Source organism: Natronospira proteinivora (assembly GCF_024170465.1).
GTDB classification, from domain to species: Bacteria; Pseudomonadota; Gammaproteobacteria; order Natronospirales; family Natronospiraceae; genus Natronospira; species Natronospira proteinivora.
This window is the reverse complement of record NZ_JALJYF010000004.1, coordinates 1-15,699: the sequence shown is the minus strand read 5'-3', so window position 1 is coordinate 15,699 and position 15,699 is coordinate 1. Positions and strand designations below refer to the sequence as shown.

At 59.2% G+C, this 15,699-nt stretch carries 13 protein-coding genes and 1 tRNA gene; all 14 read left to right on the top strand.

Translation table 11 applies throughout. From position 1 onward, the window contains the following. Positions 1-92 (top strand): EF-Tu C-terminal domain-related protein (locus tag J2T60_RS13255; protein ID WP_510184477.1); only part of this gene is annotated, 92 nt, incomplete at its 5' end. A gap of 49 nt (positions 93-141) precedes the next feature. Beyond that, positions 142-217: transfer RNA gene (locus J2T60_RS13250), tRNA-Trp, on the top strand. Between the two features lie 72 nt (positions 218-289). Then, a complete protein-coding gene (secE, locus tag J2T60_RS13245) occupies positions 290-667 on the top strand; it encodes a preprotein translocase subunit SecE (RefSeq protein ID WP_253451343.1) in 378 nt (125 codons plus the stop codon). A gap of 2 nt (positions 668-669) precedes the next feature. Beyond that, positions 670-1,203, top strand: a complete 534-nt coding sequence (nusG, locus tag J2T60_RS13240) for a transcription termination/antitermination protein NusG (protein WP_253451340.1) — start codon at positions 670-672, stop codon at positions 1,201-1,203. Positions 1,204-1,343: 140 nt separating this feature from the next. Then, entirely contained in the window at positions 1,344-1,775 is a 432-nt protein-coding gene (rplK, locus tag J2T60_RS13235; protein WP_253451337.1) for a 50S ribosomal protein L11, read from the top strand. Position 1,776: 1 nt separating this feature from the next. Further along, positions 1,777-2,472 carry a 50S ribosomal protein L1 gene (gene rplA / locus J2T60_RS13230; RefSeq protein WP_253451334.1) on the top strand — a complete coding sequence of 232 codons (696 nt, stop codon included), beginning with the start codon at positions 1,777-1,779 and terminating at the stop codon, positions 2,470-2,472. Between the two features lie 219 nt (positions 2,473-2,691). Then, the gene (rplJ, locus tag J2T60_RS13225) at positions 2,692-3,219 is read left to right on the top strand and encodes a 50S ribosomal protein L10 (RefSeq protein ID WP_253451331.1); all 528 of its coding nucleotides are present in this window, start codon (positions 2,692-2,694) and stop codon (positions 3,217-3,219) included. A 73-nt stretch (positions 3,220-3,292) separates the two neighbouring features. Continuing rightward, positions 3,293-3,670 carry a 50S ribosomal protein L7/L12 gene (rplL, locus tag J2T60_RS13220; RefSeq protein ID WP_253451328.1) on the top strand — a complete coding sequence of 126 codons (378 nt, stop codon included), beginning with the start codon at positions 3,293-3,295 and terminating at the stop codon, positions 3,668-3,670. 184 nt (positions 3,671-3,854) lie between these two features. After that, positions 3,855-8,000, top strand: coding sequence for a DNA-directed RNA polymerase subunit beta (gene rpoB, locus J2T60_RS13215; protein WP_253451325.1), 4,146 nt, complete (start codon positions 3,855-3,857; stop codon positions 7,998-8,000). An 80-nt stretch (positions 8,001-8,080) separates the two neighbouring features. Continuing rightward, complete coding sequence (gene rpoC / locus J2T60_RS13210; RefSeq protein WP_253451322.1) at positions 8,081-12,334, top strand: DNA-directed RNA polymerase subunit beta'; 4,254 nt, start codon at positions 8,081-8,083, stop codon at positions 12,332-12,334. 211 nt (positions 12,335-12,545) lie between these two features. Further along, the gene (rpsL, locus tag J2T60_RS13205; RefSeq protein WP_253451319.1) at positions 12,546-12,920 is read left to right on the top strand and encodes a 30S ribosomal protein S12; all 375 of its coding nucleotides are present in this window, start codon (positions 12,546-12,548) and stop codon (positions 12,918-12,920) included. 33 nt (positions 12,921-12,953) lie between these two features. Continuing rightward, on the top strand, positions 12,954-13,427 hold the full coding sequence (gene rpsG, locus J2T60_RS13200) for a 30S ribosomal protein S7 (protein ID WP_253451315.1): 474 nt from the start codon (positions 12,954-12,956) through the stop codon (positions 13,425-13,427). A gap of 33 nt (positions 13,428-13,460) precedes the next feature. Beyond that, positions 13,461-15,560, top strand: a complete 2,100-nt coding sequence (gene fusA / locus J2T60_RS13195; RefSeq protein WP_253451312.1) for an elongation factor G — start codon at positions 13,461-13,463, stop codon at positions 15,558-15,560. Between the two features lie 43 nt (positions 15,561-15,603). Beyond that, positions 15,604-15,699 (top strand): GTP-binding protein (locus J2T60_RS13190; protein ID WP_220348929.1); only part of this gene is annotated, 96 nt, incomplete at its 3' end.

Genomic DNA, 15,699 nt, shown 5'->3' with positions numbered 1-15,699 from the left:
CCCCCATCGCCATGGAAGACGGTCTGCGCTTCGCTATTCGCGAAGGCGGTCGTACCGTGGGCGCCGGCGTGGTCTCCAAGATCCTTGACTAAGTAGTAGTAAGCCGCCCGTTCCGGTGTTCGGAGCGGGCGGTGAGTTTCTAGGCCAGTAGCTCAATTGGCAGAGCAGCGGTCTCCAAAACCGCAGGTTGGGGGTTCGAGTCCCTCCTGGCCTGCCATATACAACACCCGGGCCCGGCTGACGTTTTGTTCGTCAGTCGGCTCGTGCGTTTCGAAGGATTTATTTTCGAATGAGCGGGAAACCGGAAGTACAAACCAGTGGTGTTGACACCCTCAAGCTTCTTTTGGGTGCATCCATCGCCTTGTCTGGCATCTTTGCCTTCTATTACTTCGGTGATCAGCCCGCGGTGGTTCGCTGGCTGGGATTGTTGGCGCTGATGATTATCGGTGCCCTGGTGGCGGTTCAGTCCACTCAGGGCCGTCAGCTATGGGGCTTTGGCCGCACTTCCTGGTTTGAGGTGCGCAAGGTGGTGTGGCCCAATCGGCAGGAAACCACCCAGACCACGATCGCGGTCCTGGTGATGGTGACCCTGCTGGCCATCTTCCTCTGGTTGATTGACATGCTGCTGGCCTGGGGTGCCGGCCATATCACCAGTCCGGGGGGTTGATCATGGCCAAGCGGTGGTATGTCTTGCACGCTTATTCCGGGTTTGAGCACCAGGTCAAGCGCTCGCTGGAGGACCGGGTTCGTCACGGCGGCATGGAGGATTTCTTTGGCGAAATCCTGGTGCCCACTGAGGAAGTGATTGAGATGCGCTCCGGCCAGAAGCGCCGTAGTGAGCGGAAGTTCTTCCCGGGCTATGTCCTGGTGCATATGGAGCTCAATGACGATACCTGGCACCTGGTGAAGAGTGTGCCCAAAATCATGGGTTTCATTGGCGGTTCCAGTGATCGTCCGTCACCGATTTCCGATCGGGAAGCCGAGCAGATTCTCAATCGGGTGCAGGAAGGTGCGGAGAAGCCCAAGCCCAAGGTTCTGTTCGAGCCCGGCGAGATGGTCCGCGTCACCGATGGTCCCTTCACCGACTTTAATGGCGTGGTGGAAGAGGTCAATTACGAGAAGAGCCGTCTGCGGGTGGCCGTGCTGATTTTTGGCCGGTCCACGCCGGTGGAGCTGGAATTCGGTCAAGTCGAGAAAGCCTGAATCAAGAAGCGGCGGGCAGGAGGCCCGCTGTCCCGCCCCCGTTTCCGTCGTGGATTCGGGGGTGTTCATCGAACCGGGGAGCCGAGAGGCGTTAGTTCGGGCGAGGAGAGGCCCGGCGGTACCCAGAGGAGAAAACAATCATGGCCAAGAAAGTCGAAGGCTATATCAAGCTTCAGATTCCGGCCGGTCAGGCCAATCCGAGTCCGCCCGTGGGGCCCGCGCTGGGTCAGCATGGCGTGAACATCATGGAGTTCTGCAAGGCATTCAACGCTGCCACGCAGAATATCGAGCAGGGCTTGCCCACGCCGGTGGTGATTACGGTCTATAGTGACCGTAGCTTCAACTTCATCACCAAGACGCCGCCCGCCGCCATCCTTCTCAAGAAGGCTGCCGGTATCAAGTCCGGTAGTGCCACGCCCAATACACAGAAGGTGGGTACGGTGACGCGCGAGCAGGTCGAGGAAATTGCCAAGACCAAAATGCCCGATCTCAACGCCTTTAATATGGACCAGGCGGTGAAGATTATTGCAGGCAGTGCTCGCAGCATGGGTCTGGAAGTGGAGGGTCTCTGAGATGGCGAAGTTGACCAAAAGAATGAAAGCGATCCGGGAAAAGGTCGAGCCGGGCAAGCTGTATCCGGCCGATGATGCATTTTCCATGATCAAGGAATTGAGCACGGTGAAGTTCCGCGAGTCGGTTGACGTCAGTGTCAACCTGGGTGTGGATCCGCGTAAATCGGACCAAGTGGTTCGTGGCGCCACTGTGCTGCCCAACGGCACCGGCCAGGATGTGCGTGTGGCCGTCTTTACCCAGGGTGCTAATGCCGACGCGGCCAAGGAAGCCGGTGCCGATATCGTCGGCATGGAAGATCTGGCCGAAGAGGTGAAGAAGGGCAATCTGAACTTTGACGTGGTCGTGGCCAGCCCCGACGCCATGCGCGTGGTGGGTCAGCTGGGCCAGATTCTCGGCCCCCGCGGTCTCATGCCCAACCCCAAGGTGGGTACCGTGACCCCGGACGTGGCTACTGCCGTGAAGAATGCCAAGGCGGGTCAGGTGCGTTATCGCACAGACAAGTCCGGCATTATTCATTGCACCATTGGTAAGGTGGATTTCGAATCCGAGAAGCTCAAGGAAAACCTGAACGCCCTGCTGCATGATCTCACCAAGGCCAAGCCCAGTGCGGCCAAGGGTATCTACATGCAGAAGGTCACCGTCTCCTCGACCATGGGTCCGGGCGTGGCGGTGGATCAGGCGACTTTGACTGTCTGAGGATTGGTAGGAATTTGAGGTAACCGGCCTATTGGGCCGGTGCGTCAAAGACCGTGAGCGATGGCCGCCGAAAGGGGGCGTCTTAATGGATCGAAAGATCAGCTCACGCAGACGGTGTTACCCGAGTCAGGATGCCCTGGTGAAGGTCACCGTTGTAACGGCGGACGGTGAGGGACCATTGTCCGATTTGTGAACGGTAAGCTGCCAGGAGGTGAAACCGTGGCCCTTACGTTTGAAGCTAAAAAGGCTATGGTCGCCGAGGTGAGTGCGGTTGCAGCGGAGGCCCATTCGGCCGTCGCCGCGGAATACCGTGGTCTGACCGTCGAGCAGATGAACCAGCTTCGGGGCAAGGCCCGTGAAGCCGGTGTCTATCTGCGAGTGGTCAAGAACAACCTCGCGCGTCGAGCCCTTGAGGGCACCGAGTTCGAATGCATGAGTGACTCCTTGGTGGGTCCTCTGCTGCTGGCTTTTTCTCAGAACGATCCCGGTTCTGCCGGTCGTGTGGTCAAGGACTTTGCCAAGGAGAATGATTTTCTCCAGGCCAAGATCGTGGCCATCGGTGGCCAGGCTCTGCCCGGGTCTGAGCTGGATCGTCTGGCTTCTCTGCCCACGCGCGATGAAGCGCTGGCCCAGCTGATGAGTGTCATGAAAGCACCCATCGAGAAGTTCGTGCGGACGCTCAACGAGCCCCACGCCAAGTTGGTCCGGACCTTTGCCGCCTATCGGGATCAGAAGGAAGCCGGCTAAGAAATCGGTGGATCAATAATCAACGGGTGTGTACGCACTCGGGTAACTTTCAGAAAAGAATTGGAGTAGCAAAATGGCTGTTTCGAAAGAAGATATTCTCGAGACTATTTCCAACATGACCGTCATGGAGGTCGTGGACCTTATTTCGGAAATGGAAGAGAAGTTTGGCGTTTCCGCCGCCGCTGCTGTGGCTGCTGCCCCCGCCGCTGGTGGTGGTGAAGCTGAAGCCGCTGAAGAGCAGACCGAATTTGACGTGATCCTGAAGAGCTTCGGCTCCAACAAGGTCGCCGTCATTAAGGCTGTTCGTGGCGTCACCGGCCTGGGCCTGAAAGAGGCTAAGGAAGCGGTGGAAGGTGCTCCGACTCCCATCAAAGAAGGTGCGGAGAAGGAAGAAGCCGAAAAGATCAAGAAGGACCTGGAAGAAGCAGGCGCCGAGATCGAGCTCAAGTAATTGCTGCTCGCGCAGTGAAGCGCCTAACAGGGTACGGGCTGGTGGCTGAAAGGCTGCCGGCCTGTCCCTGTTTTTGTCGTCCCCGAGTGTCGAGGATGCTCGGGGAGCGACCGCAAGATGATTTTTCCCGCGGCATGTCCGCAATTGAATTAACGGCAGTCCGAACGCGCTGAGGATACCCCAGATGGCCTATTCTTTCACCGAGAAGAAGCGCATCCGCAAGGATTTCGCCAAGAGTCCCGCTGTGCTGGAAGCCCCGTTTTTGCTCCAGACCCAGTTGGATTCTTTTCGTCAATTTCTCCAACTGAACAAGAAGAGTGACAAGCGCGAGGAGGTTGGCCTCCAGGGCGCTTTTCAGTCAGTCTTTCCCATAAGTAGTTATTCCGGGAATGCTGCGCTTGAATATGTGAATTATCGCCTCGGTGATCCCGTATTCGATGTGAACGAGTGCAAGCTGCGCGGCTTGACCTACGCGGCGCCGCTGCGCGTGCTCGTTCGCCTGGTGATCTACGACAAGGATGCACCGGCAAAGAAGCCACGGGTCAAGGATGTCCGTGAGCAGGAAGTCTACATGGGCGAAATGCCGCTCATGACCGACACCGGGACCTTTGTCATCAATGGCACCGAGCGGGTGATCGTGAACCAGCTTCACCGTTCCCCGGGCGTATTTTTCGATCATGACAAGGGCAAGACCCATTCCTCCGGGAAGGTGCTCTATTCGGCCCGGGTGATCCCCTATCGGGGTTCCTGGCTGGATTTCGAGTTTGATCCCAAGGATTCCATCTACGTCCGTATTGACCGTCGCCGCAAGCTGCCGGCGACCATCGTGCTGCGGGCGCTGGGTTATACCGACCAGGAGATCCTGGACATCTTCTTCGAGAAGAATGTCTTCCGTTTCACCAAGAGCGAGGTGAAGCTGGATCTGGTGCCGGATCGCCTTCGAGGTGAAACCGCTGCCTTTGACATCAAGGCCAAGGGCAAGGTGGTGGTGGAACAGGGTCGTCGTGTCACGGCTCGCCACATCCGTCAGCTGGAAAAGGCCGAAATCAAGTCCCTGGTAGTGCCCCAGAGCTATCTGGAAGGCAAAATCCTGGCCACTGATGTGGCCGATCCCAATACCGGGGAACTGATTGCCAAGGCCAATGACGAGCTCACCGAAGAGCGGGTTGTCCAGATCGTGGAAGCCGGGGTCAAGGAAGTTCAGACCCTGTACGTGAACGATCTGGACCACGGTCCTTACATGTCCAATACCCTGCGGATTGATCCCACCAAGACCCAGCTTGAAGCCCTGGTGGAAATCTACCGCATGATGCGTCCGGGCGAACCGCCCACCAAGGATGCGGCGGAAAACCTGTTCCACAACCTGTTCTTCACTGACGACCGCTACGATCTCAGCCCGGTGGGTCGGATGAAGTTCAATCGTCGCCTGATTCGCGACGATGTGAAGGGGCCCGGCATTCTCTATGACAAGCGCTATTTCGAGAGCCTGAAAAGCGATGACGCTGCCAAGCTGGTGGAAGAGCAGGGCGATCAGTCCGATATCCTGGACGTGCTCCGGGTACTCATCGACATCCGCAACGGTAACGGTTCCACCGATGACATCGACCATCTGGGTAACCGTCGCGTTCGCAGTGTGGGCGAGATGGCCGAGAATGCCTTCCGTATCGGCCTGGTCCGGGTGGAGCGGGCCGTGCGTGAGCGCCTGGCCCTGGCCGACTCCGAGGGCCTGATGCCCCAGGAGCTGATTAACGCCAAGCCGGTGGCGGCCGCGGTCAAGGAGTTCTTTGGCTCCTCCCAGCTGTCCCAGTTCATGGACCAGAACAACCCGCTGTCCGAGGTGACCCATAAGCGCCGGGTGTCCGCCCTGGGGCCGGGTGGCCTGACCCGTGAGCGGGCCGGTTTCGAGGTTCGTGACGTGCACCCCACCCATTACGGTCGGGTTTGTCCCATTGAGACGCCGGAAGGGCCGAATATTGGCCTGATCAACTCCTTGTCCGTGTATGCCCGGACCAATGAGTACGGTTTCCTGGAAACCCCTTACCGCAAGGTGGAAAACGGCCGTGTGACCGAGACGGTAGAATACCTCTCGGCCATTGAGGAAGGCCGTTACGTGATTGCCCAGGCCAACGCCCGTTTGGATGACAAGCATCAGTTCGTGGATGACCTGATCTCCTGTCGTCACCAGGGTGAGTTCAGCATGTCCACCCCGGACCGGGTGCAGTACATGGACGTCTCGCCCAAGCAGACAGTGTCCGTGGCGGCGGCCCTGTTGCCCTTCCTGGAGCACGATGACGCCAACCGTGCCCTGATGGGTTCCAACATGCAGCGCCAGGCGGTGCCCAACCTCAAGACCCAGAAGCCCTTGGTGGGCACCGGCATGGAACGTCTGGTGGCCAAGGATTCCGGTGTCTGTGTGGTGGCCCGCCGTGGCGGCGTGGTGGACTATGTGGATGCCAGCCGTGTGGTGGTTCGTGTGAGCGATGATGAAGCCGGTGACGATGAAGCCGGTGTGGATATCTACAACCTCATCAAGTACACCCGTTCCAACCAGAATACCTGCTACAACCAGCGTCCGCTGGTGAGCCAGGGGGACAAGATCTCCCGGGGCGATGTGCTGGCCGATGGTGCTTCCACCGATATGGGTGAACTGGCCCTGGGCCAGAACTTCCGCGTGGCCTTCATGCCCTGGCACGGTTACAACTTCGAGGATTCCATCCTCATCTCCGAGCGGGTGGTGCAGGAAGACCGTTTCACCACCGTTCACATTGAGGAGCTGACCTGTGTGGCCCGGGACACCAAGCTGGGTTCCGAGGAAATTACCAGTGATATTCCCAATGTGAGCGAAGCCGCTCTGTCCAAGCTGGATGAGTCCGGTATCGCCTATATCGGCGCCGAGGTTCGGGCCGGTGACATTCTGGTGGGCAAGGTGACGCCCAAGGGCGAGACCCAGCTGACACCGGAAGAGAAGCTCCTGCGGGCCATCTTCGGTGAGAAGGCTTCGGACGTGAAGGACACGTCCCTGCGGGTGCCCCAAGGCATGGATGGCAACGTCATCGATGTGCGCGTCTTCACCCGGGACGGGGTGGAGAAGGATGAGCGGGCCCTGGCCATTGAAAAGGCGGAGCTGGATGCGGTCCGCAAGGACATCCGGGACCGTCGCCGAATCCTGGAAAACGATATTTTCTCCCGGGTGGAGAAACTGTTGGAAGGCAAGGTGGCCGAAGGTGGTCCCAAGGGTCTGAAGGCCGGTGCCAAGGTGACAGCTTCCTATCTGGCGGATGTGCCCCAGGAGAAGTGGTTCGAGATTCGTTTGCGCAATGACGACGCCAATGCTCAGCTGGAGAAAATGGCCCGTCGTCTCAAGGAGCAGAACGAAGAGTTCGATCGCTACTTCGAGGACAAGAAGAACAAAATCACTGCCGGGGACGATCTGGCGCCGGGTGTGCTCAAGATGGTCAAGATTTACCTGGCCGTGAAACGTCGCTTCCAGCCGGGGGACAAGCTGGCCGGTCGTCACGGTAACAAGGGTGTGGTGTCCATGATCGTTCCGGTGGAGGACATGCCCTATGACGAGCGGGGCGAGCCCATCGATGTGGTGCTCTCGCCGCTGGGCGTGCCTTCACGGATGAACATCGGTCAGATTCTGGAGACCCATTTGGGTTGGGCGGCCAAGGGCCTGGGTGAGCGTATCGGTGAAATGCTGGAGCGCCAAGCCAAGGTCAAGGAGCTGCGTGACTTTCTCGACAAGATCTACAATCAGTCAGGTGGTCAGCCTGCGGATCTGGACTCGCTCACCGACGATGAGATCCTGGAGCTCTGTGACAACCTGTGTGATGGGGTGCCCATGGGGACGCCGGTCTTTGATGGCGCCAACGAGGCCGAGATCAAGAATCTGCTCAAGCTGGCGGGTCTCCCGGAAAGTGGTCAGACCACGCTTTATGATGGTCGCACCGGGGAGTCCTTCGATCGGCCGATTACCGTTGGCTACATGCACATGCTGAAGCTGAATCACTTGGCGGATGACAAGATGCATGCCCGTTCCACCGGCCCCTACAGCCTGGTCACACAGCAGCCGCTGGGTGGCAAGGCCCAGTTCGGTGGTCAGCGTTTCGGTGAGATGGAGGTTTGGGCGCTTGAAGCATATGGCGCTGCCTACACCCTCCAGGAGATGCTCACCGTGAAGTCGGATGACGTGAATGGCCGGACCAAGATGTATAAAAACATCGTGGACGGCGACCTGCGCATGGAGGCCGGTATGCCCGAGTCCTTCAATGTGCTGGTCAAGGAGATCCGTTCGCTGGGTATCAACATCGAACTGGAACAGGACTGATGGCGACGGCCCCATGAATATCATGGGGCCGACCCTTCAAGTTGAATCAGGGCTCGAGCCTGCACGAGGCGGGAGACAGCATGAAAGATCTACTGAGACTGCTTAAGCAACAAGGCCAGGTTGAAGATTTCGATGCCATTCGCATCGCCCTGGCATCTCCGGACATGATCCGGTCGTGGTCTTTCGGGGAAGTGAAAAAGCCCGAGACCATCAATTATCGTACCTTCAAGCCGGAACGGGACGGGCTGTTCTGTGCCAAGATTTTTGGCCCGGTGAAGGATTACGAATGCCTTTGTGGCAAGTACAAGCGCCTCAAGCACCGCGGTGTGGTGTGTGAGAAGTGTGGCGTCGAGGTGACCCTGTCCAAGGTTCGCCGTGAGCGCATGGGGCACTTGGAACTGGCCAGTCCCGTGGCCCATATCTGGTTCCTCAAGTCCCTGCCATCCCGTATCGGTTTGATGCTGGACATGACCCTGCGGGAAATCGAGCGGGTCCTTTATTTCGAGGCATTCGTGGTGGTGGACCCGGGCATGACGCCGCTGGAGCGGGGTCAGCTGCTTTCCGACGAGGCCTATCTGGAGGCCATCGAAGAGCACGGTGATGATTTTGACGCCCGCATGGGTGCCGAGGCCGTGGCCGAGATGCTCAAGTCCATCGACCTGGAAGCGGAGATTACCTCCCTGCGGGAAGACATTAAGGCCACCAACTCCGAATCCAAGATCAAGCGCCTGTCCAAGCGGCTCAAGATCATGGAATCCTTCCACGAATCCGGCAATAAGCCGGAGTGGATGGTGATGGAGGCCCTGCCGGTGTTGCCGCCGGATCTGCGCCCGCTGGTGCCGCTGGACGGTGGCCGCTTTGCCACCTCTGATCTGAATGATCTCTATCGCCGGGTAATTAACCGGAATAACCGCCTCAAGCGCCTGCTGGAGCTCAATGCGCCGGACATCATCGTCCGCAACGAAAAGCGCATGCTGCAGGAGTCGGTGGACGCCCTGTTGGATAACGGCCGTCGTGGCCGGGCCATCACCGGCTCCAACAAGCGCCCGCTCAAGTCCCTGGCGGACATGATCAAGGGCAAGCAGGGCCGTTTCCGGCAAAACCTTCTGGGCAAGCGGGTGGACTACTCCGGTCGTTCCGTGATCGTGGTGGGCCCGACCCTGAAGCTGCACCAGTGCGGCATTCCCAAGAAGATGGCCCTGGAACTGTTCAAGCCCTTCATCTTCTCCAAGCTGCAGCTTCGCGGCATGGCCACCACCATCAAGGCCGCCAAGAAGATGGTGGAGAAGGAAGGCCCCGAGGTCTGGGATATCCTGGAAGAAGTGATTCGTGAGCATCCGGTGATGTTGAACCGGGCGCCCACCCTTCACCGTCTGGGGATTCAGGCCTTTGAGCCGGTGCTGATTGAAGGCAAGGCCATTCAGCTGCACCCCCTGGTTTGCACCGCCTATAACGCCGATTTTGATGGCGATCAGATGGCAGTGCACGTACCGCTGTCCCTGGAAGCCCAGCTTGAAGCCCGGGCGCTGATGATGGCGTCCAACAACATCCTGTCTCCTGCCTCCGGTGAGCCCATCATCAATCCCTCGCAGGATGTGGTGCTGGGTCTGTATTACATGACTCGGGAACGGGTGAATGCCAAGGGTGAAGGCATGGTCTTCACCGACGTGGCCGAGGTGCACCGGGCGTACCACGGCGGTCACGTGGACCTGCAAGCGAAGGTCAGGGTGCGGGTGCCGGATTATGAGCAGGCCGAGGGCGGCTCGCTGACCAAGCGCCTGCGACTCCTGGAGACCACGGTGGGTCGGGCCCTGCTTTCCGAGATCCTTCCGGAAGGCCTGCCCTTCGAGCTCTTGAACAAGGCGCTGGACAAAAAGTCGATCGGCGCCGTCATCAACGCCTGCTATCGCGAAGTAGGCTTGAAGGAAACGGTGGTTTTCGCGGACCAGGTTATGTACATCGGCTTCACCTATGCAAGCCGGGCTGGCGTTTCCATTGGTGCCGATGACATGGTGGTGCCGCCGGAGAAGGAAGAGATTCTGGCCCGTGCCGAGTCGGAAGTGAAGGAGATCGAGGATCAGTATGCGTCCGGCCTGGTAACCCAGGGGGAACGTTACAATAAGGTTGTCGATATCTGGTCCCGCACCAACGAGCAGGTTGCCAAGGTGATGATGGATCAGCTGGGTGCGGAAGATGTGATTGATGCCGAAGGCAACACGGTCAAGCAGGAAAGCTTCAATTCCATCTACATGATGGCCGACTCCGGCGCCCGTGGTTCCGCGGCCCAGATTCGTCAGCTGGCCGGCATGCGGGGCCTGATGGCCAAGCCGGACGGCAGCATCATCGAGACGCCCATTACGGCTAACTTCCGTGAAGGGTTGAACGTGCTTCAGTACTTCATCTCCACTCACGGGGCCCGTAAGGGCTTGGCGGATACCGCACTTAAGACGGCCAACTCCGGTTACCTAACCCGCCGCCTGGTGGATGTGTCCCAGGATCTGGTGGTTATCGAGGAAGATTGCGGCACCGAGGACGGTCTGGAGATGCGTCCCATCGTCGAAGGTGGCGATGTGGTGGAATCCCTCAAGGAGCGGGTGCTGGGCCGTAATCTGGCCGAGCCGGTCTACAAGCCGGGCACCGATGAAGTGCTTTTCGATCGCAATGAAATGCTGGACGAAAAGAAGGTGGACCTGCTGGAGAGCATGGGCGTGGATTCCGTGCTGGTTCGCTCTCCCATTGCCTGCGAGACCCGCTACGGGGTTTGCGCCAAGTGCTATGGTCGGGATCTGGCCCGCGGTCACGAGGTGAACGAGGGCGAGGCAGTGGGTGTGATCGCTGCCCAGTCCATCGGTGAGCCGGGTACCCAGCTGACCATGCGGACCTTCCACATTGGGGGCGCCGCCTCCCGTGCGGTGGCCGTGAGTAATGTAGAGGTCAAGGGCGACGGTTCGGTTCGCTTGGAGAATCTCAAGACGGTCAAGCATCGGGACGGTCACCTGGTGGCGATTTCCCGCTCCGGCGAAATCGCCATTGCGGATAGTTACGGCCGGGAGCGTGAGCGTTACAAGGTGCCCTATGGGGCGGCGCTTCGCTTCGATGACGGTGAAGACGTCAAGGGCGGTGATATTGTTGCCGAGTGGGATCCCCATACCCATCCCATCGTCACCGAGGTGAAGGGTAAGCTGGTATTCAAGGACTTCATCGAAGGCATGACCGTGGATCGGGAGACCGATGAAGTCACCGGTCTGACCAGCACCGTGGTGATTGATCCGAAACAGCGCAGTCAGCAGGCCAAGGACATGCGGCCCATGATTCGCCTGGTGGATGATCAGGGCAAGGACATCAATATCCCGGGCACCGAGATTCCCGCCGCCTACGCCCTGCCGGGTGGGGCCATTGTGAGCGTGGACGACGGTGCTGATGTGGATGTGGGTGATGTGCTGGCCCGTATTCCTCAGGAGTCCGGAAAGACCCGTGACATCACCGGTGGTCTTCCCCGGGTGGCGGATCTGTTCGAGGCTCGTCGTCCCAAAGAGGCCTCTATCATGGCCGAATACACCGGTACGGTGTCCTTCGGCAAGGAGACCAAGGGCAAGAACCGCCTGGTGATCACCGATGAAGATGGTGAGAACCACGAGCTCCTGATTCCCAAGTGGCGCCAGATCAACGTGTTCGAGGGGGAGCATGTGGTCCGGGGTGAAGTGGTGGCGGATGGCGAGCCCAATCCCCATGACATCCTGCGCTTGCTGGGTACCAAGGAACTGACCAACTATCTGGTGCAGGAGATCCAGGACGTCTATCGCCTCCAGGGTGTGAAGATCAATGACAAGCACATCGAGGTGATCGTGCGCCAAATGCTGCGCAAGGTGGAGATCAGCGATTCCGGTGACAGCACCTATCTGCGTGGCGAACAGGCCGAGGAGGCCCGGGTCATGGAGGCCAATGAGGAGTTGGAGGCCGAGGGCAAGATGCCGGCTCGATTCGAGCGGGTGTTGCTGGGCATCACCAAGGCTTCCCTGGCCACTGAGTCCTTCATTTCCGCCGCTTCCTTCCAGGAAACCACGCGGGTGCTGACCGAGGCCGCCGTGCGTGGGGCGCGGGATGATCTGCGCGGCTTGAAGGAGAACGTGATCGTGGGTCGCCTGATTCCGGCCGGTTCCGGTCTCGCCTACCATAAGGAGCGCCGCCGTAAACGTCACCAGGCAGAAGATGCCATGGTGGCCGAGCTTTCCGAGGCCATGTCGGCCACTGAGAGCGGCGGTGAGGCACCCGAGGGTTCCACTCAGGGTGCGGAGAGTGGTGGTGAATCATCGGAGTCCGGCAACGAAGAGTGAGTTTTCGGTGGTTTTTCCCGGTTCGGCGGCCCCATGGCTTGACAGGGGTCGCCGGTCTACTTAGAATTCCCGCCCTTAACTCAGGCTTTCTTGGCCCCCGCCACCGGCGGGGGCCTTTGGCTCCAAGGGGACGGGCTCGTCGAGGCGGGCCCGTTTTGCCTGTCCGTTTTATCCGCTTGGGGCCGGAGATTCGATCAGAGAGAGAGATCGTATGACGACTATCAATCAGCTCGTGCGCAAGCCGCGGAAGCGGCCTGTTGAAAAGAGTGATGTGCCCGCGCTGCAGGCCTCCCCTCAGAAGCGGGGCGTCTGCACTCGCGTTTACACCACCACCCCGAAGAAGCCGAACTCGGCCCTTCGGAAAGTGGCGCGTGTGCGCCTCACTAATGGTTATGAAGTCAGTAGCTACATCGGCGGCGAAGGCCACAATCTTCAGGAACACTCCGTGGTCCTGATTCGTGGCGGTCGTGTAAAGGATTTGCCCGGTGTGCGCTACCACACGGTTCGCGGGGCGCTTGACTGCGCCGGCGTGAATGACCGCCGACAGGGTCGCTCCAAATACGGTGCGAAGAAGCCCAAGTCTTGATCATCCCAGGTATTTGACGCCAGGTAGGAAGTCATGCCCAGAAGAAGAGAAGTTCCCAAGCGCCACGTCCTTCCGGATCCCAAGTTCGGCAGTGAATTGCTGGCTAAGTTCGTCAACATGGTCATGGTGGACGGCAAGAAGTCCGTCGCCGAAAGCGTCGTCTACGGCGCCATCGACCGGGTTACGGAGAAAAAGGGTGCAGAGGATCCCCTCGAGTTGCTGGAAACGGCGCTTGAGAATGTCCGGCCCATAGTGGAGGTGAAGTCCCGTCGAGTCGGCGGTGCCACCTACCAGGTTCCGGTGGAAGTGCGTCCGGTGCGTCAGATGGCCCTGGCCATGCGCTGGACCATCGACGCCGCCCGGGCCCGCAGCGAGAAGTCCATGGCCGAGCGGCTGGCGGGCGAGCTGATGGAAGCCTCGGAGAATCGCGGAGCGGCCGTGCGCAAGCGCGAAGACGTGCATCGCATGGCGGAAGCCAACAAGGCTTTCTCCCACTTCCGCTGGTAAATTCATTTTTGTTGAGATATAGAGGTTTGTCCCGTGCCACGCAAGACCCCAATTGAGCGCTATCGGAATATCGGCATCATGGCGCACATCGATGCCGGTAAGACTACGACCACTGAGCGCGTCCTGTTCTACACCGGGATCTCTCACAAGATCGGTGAGGTCCATGACGGTGCTGCCGTGATGGACTGGATGGAGCAGGAGCAGGAGCGTGGTATTACCATCACCTCTGCTGCCACCACCACCTTCTGGCAGGGTATGGATCAGCAGTATGACCAGCACCGGATCAATATCATTGATACCCCTGGTCACGTGGATTTCACCATTGAGGTGGAGCGTTCCCTGCGGGTCCTGGATGGCGCGGTGGCCGTGTTCTGTGCGGTGGGCGGTGTCGAGCCCCAGTCCGAAACGGTTTGGCGTCAGGCCAACAAATACGAAGTGCCCCGCATGGCCTTCGTGAACAAGATGGACCGGGCCGGTGCCGACTTCCTGCGCGTGGTCGGTCAGATCAAGTCCCGGCTGGGCGCCTTCCCGGTGCCGATTCAGCTGCCCATCGGTGCCGAAGATGCCTTCGAAGGGGTCATTGACCTTATCAAGATGAAGGCCGTGCACTGGGACGAGGGCAACATGGGTACCACCTATGAGCTTCGCGAGATCCCGGAAAACCTCAGAGCCGAGGCCGAGAAGTATCGTGAGGAAATGGTGGAGGCTGCGGCCGAGTCTTCCGAAGAGCTCATGGAAAAGTACGTGGGCGGCGAAGATTTGACCGAGGACGAGATTCGTGCCGGTCTGCGCACCCGTACCATCAACAATGAGATCGTGCTGGCCATGTGCGGCACCGCCTTTAAGAACAAGGGCGTGCAGGCCCTGTTGGATGCGGTGATCGAATACATGCCCTCCCCGGTGGACGTGCCCCCGGTTGAAGGCATGCTGGACGATGGCAAGGACACCCCGGCCAAGCGTCTGCCCAAGGATGACGAGCCCTTCTCCGCCCTGGCGTTCAAGATCGCCACTGATCCCTTCGTGGGTAACCTGACCTTCTTCCGCTGCTACTCCGGCGTGCTGAAGTCGGGTGATCAGATCCTGAACCCGGTGAAGTCCAAACGGGAGCGGATCGGGCGACTGCTGCAGATGCACTCCAATAATCGTGAAGAGATCAAGGAAGTGCGTGCCGGTGATATCGCCGCCGCGGTGGGTTTGAAAGATGTCACCACCGGTGACACCCTTTGTGACAAGGACAATGTCATCACCCTGGAGCGCATGGAGTTCCCGGATCCGGTGATCGCCGTGGCCGTGGAGCCCAAGTCCAAGGCCGATCAGGAAAAGATGGGTACTGCCCTGAGCAAATTGGCCCAGGAAGATCCCTCTTTCCAGGTTCGGACCGACGAAGAATCCGGCCAGACCATTATTTCCGGCATGGGCGAGCTCCACCTGGATATCATTGTCGACCGCATGCTGCGTGAGTTTAAGGTCGAAGCCAATGTGGGTAACCCGCAGGTGGCCTACCGCGAGACCATCAAGCAGGCAGTGCAGCAGGAAGGCAAGTTTGTTCGCCAGTCCGGTGGCCGCGGTCAGTACGGCCATGTGCATATCAAGATCGAGCCCCAGGAGGCCGGGGCCGGTTACGAATTCGTCAACAAGATTGTTGGCGGTGTCGTGCCCAAGGAATACATCCCCTCCGTGGATAAGGGTATCCAGGAGCAGATGGAAAATGGCGTTATTGCCGGCTATCCGGTGGTCGACGTGAAGGTGACCCTGTATGACGGGTCCTACCATGATGTTGACTCCAATGAGATGGCCTTCAAGATCGCCGGCTCCATGGCCTTCAAGGAAGGTGCGAAGAAGGCAACGCCGGTTCTGCTGGAGCCCACCATGAAGGTTGAGGTGGTGACGCCCGAGGATTATATGGGCGATGTCATGGGTGATATGAGCCGTCGACGTGGCACCGTGAAGGCCATGGAAGACGTACCGGCTGGCAAGCTGCTGCGCGCCGATGTGCCGCTGGCGGAGATGTTTGGTTATGCAACCGATCTTCGTTCCGCGACCCAGGGCCGCGCGAGCTATACGATGGAGTTCTCTCATTACGAGGAAGCCCCGTCGAGCATCGCCGAAGAGCTGATCAAGAAGGCTTCTTGATCCACTGAATTCTTGTCAATCATTCAGAGTTGAGGTGTAAACCGTGTCCAAGGAAAAGTTTGAAAGAACAAAGCCGCACGTAAACGTGGGAACGATTGGTCACGTTGACCATGGTAAGACGACGCTGACGGCGGCGCTG

What these genes read in the sequence shown, in the direction of transcription:
- nusG (WP_253451340.1), top strand. Translation starts at nt 670, where the DNA reads ATGGCCAAGCGGTGGTATGTCTTGCACGCTTATTCCGGGTTTGAGCAC.
- rpsG (WP_253451315.1), top strand. Translation starts at nt 12,954, where the DNA reads ATGCCCAGAAGAAGAGAAGTTCCCAAGCGCCACGTCCTTCCGGATCCC.
- rplL (WP_253451328.1), top strand. Translation starts at nt 3,293, where the DNA reads ATGGCTGTTTCGAAAGAAGATATTCTCGAGACTATTTCCAACATGACC.
- secE (WP_253451343.1), top strand. Translation starts at nt 290, where the DNA reads ATGAGCGGGAAACCGGAAGTACAAACCAGTGGTGTTGACACCCTCAAG.
- rplA (WP_253451334.1), top strand. Translation starts at nt 1,777, where the DNA reads ATGGCGAAGTTGACCAAAAGAATGAAAGCGATCCGGGAAAAGGTCGAG.
- rpoC (WP_253451322.1), top strand. Translation starts at nt 8,081, where the DNA reads ATGAAAGATCTACTGAGACTGCTTAAGCAACAAGGCCAGGTTGAAGAT.
- rpsL (WP_253451319.1), top strand. Translation starts at nt 12,546, where the DNA reads ATGACGACTATCAATCAGCTCGTGCGCAAGCCGCGGAAGCGGCCTGTT.
- rplK (WP_253451337.1), top strand. Translation starts at nt 1,344, where the DNA reads ATGGCCAAGAAAGTCGAAGGCTATATCAAGCTTCAGATTCCGGCCGGT.
- rpoB (WP_253451325.1), top strand. Translation starts at nt 3,855, where the DNA reads ATGGCCTATTCTTTCACCGAGAAGAAGCGCATCCGCAAGGATTTCGCC.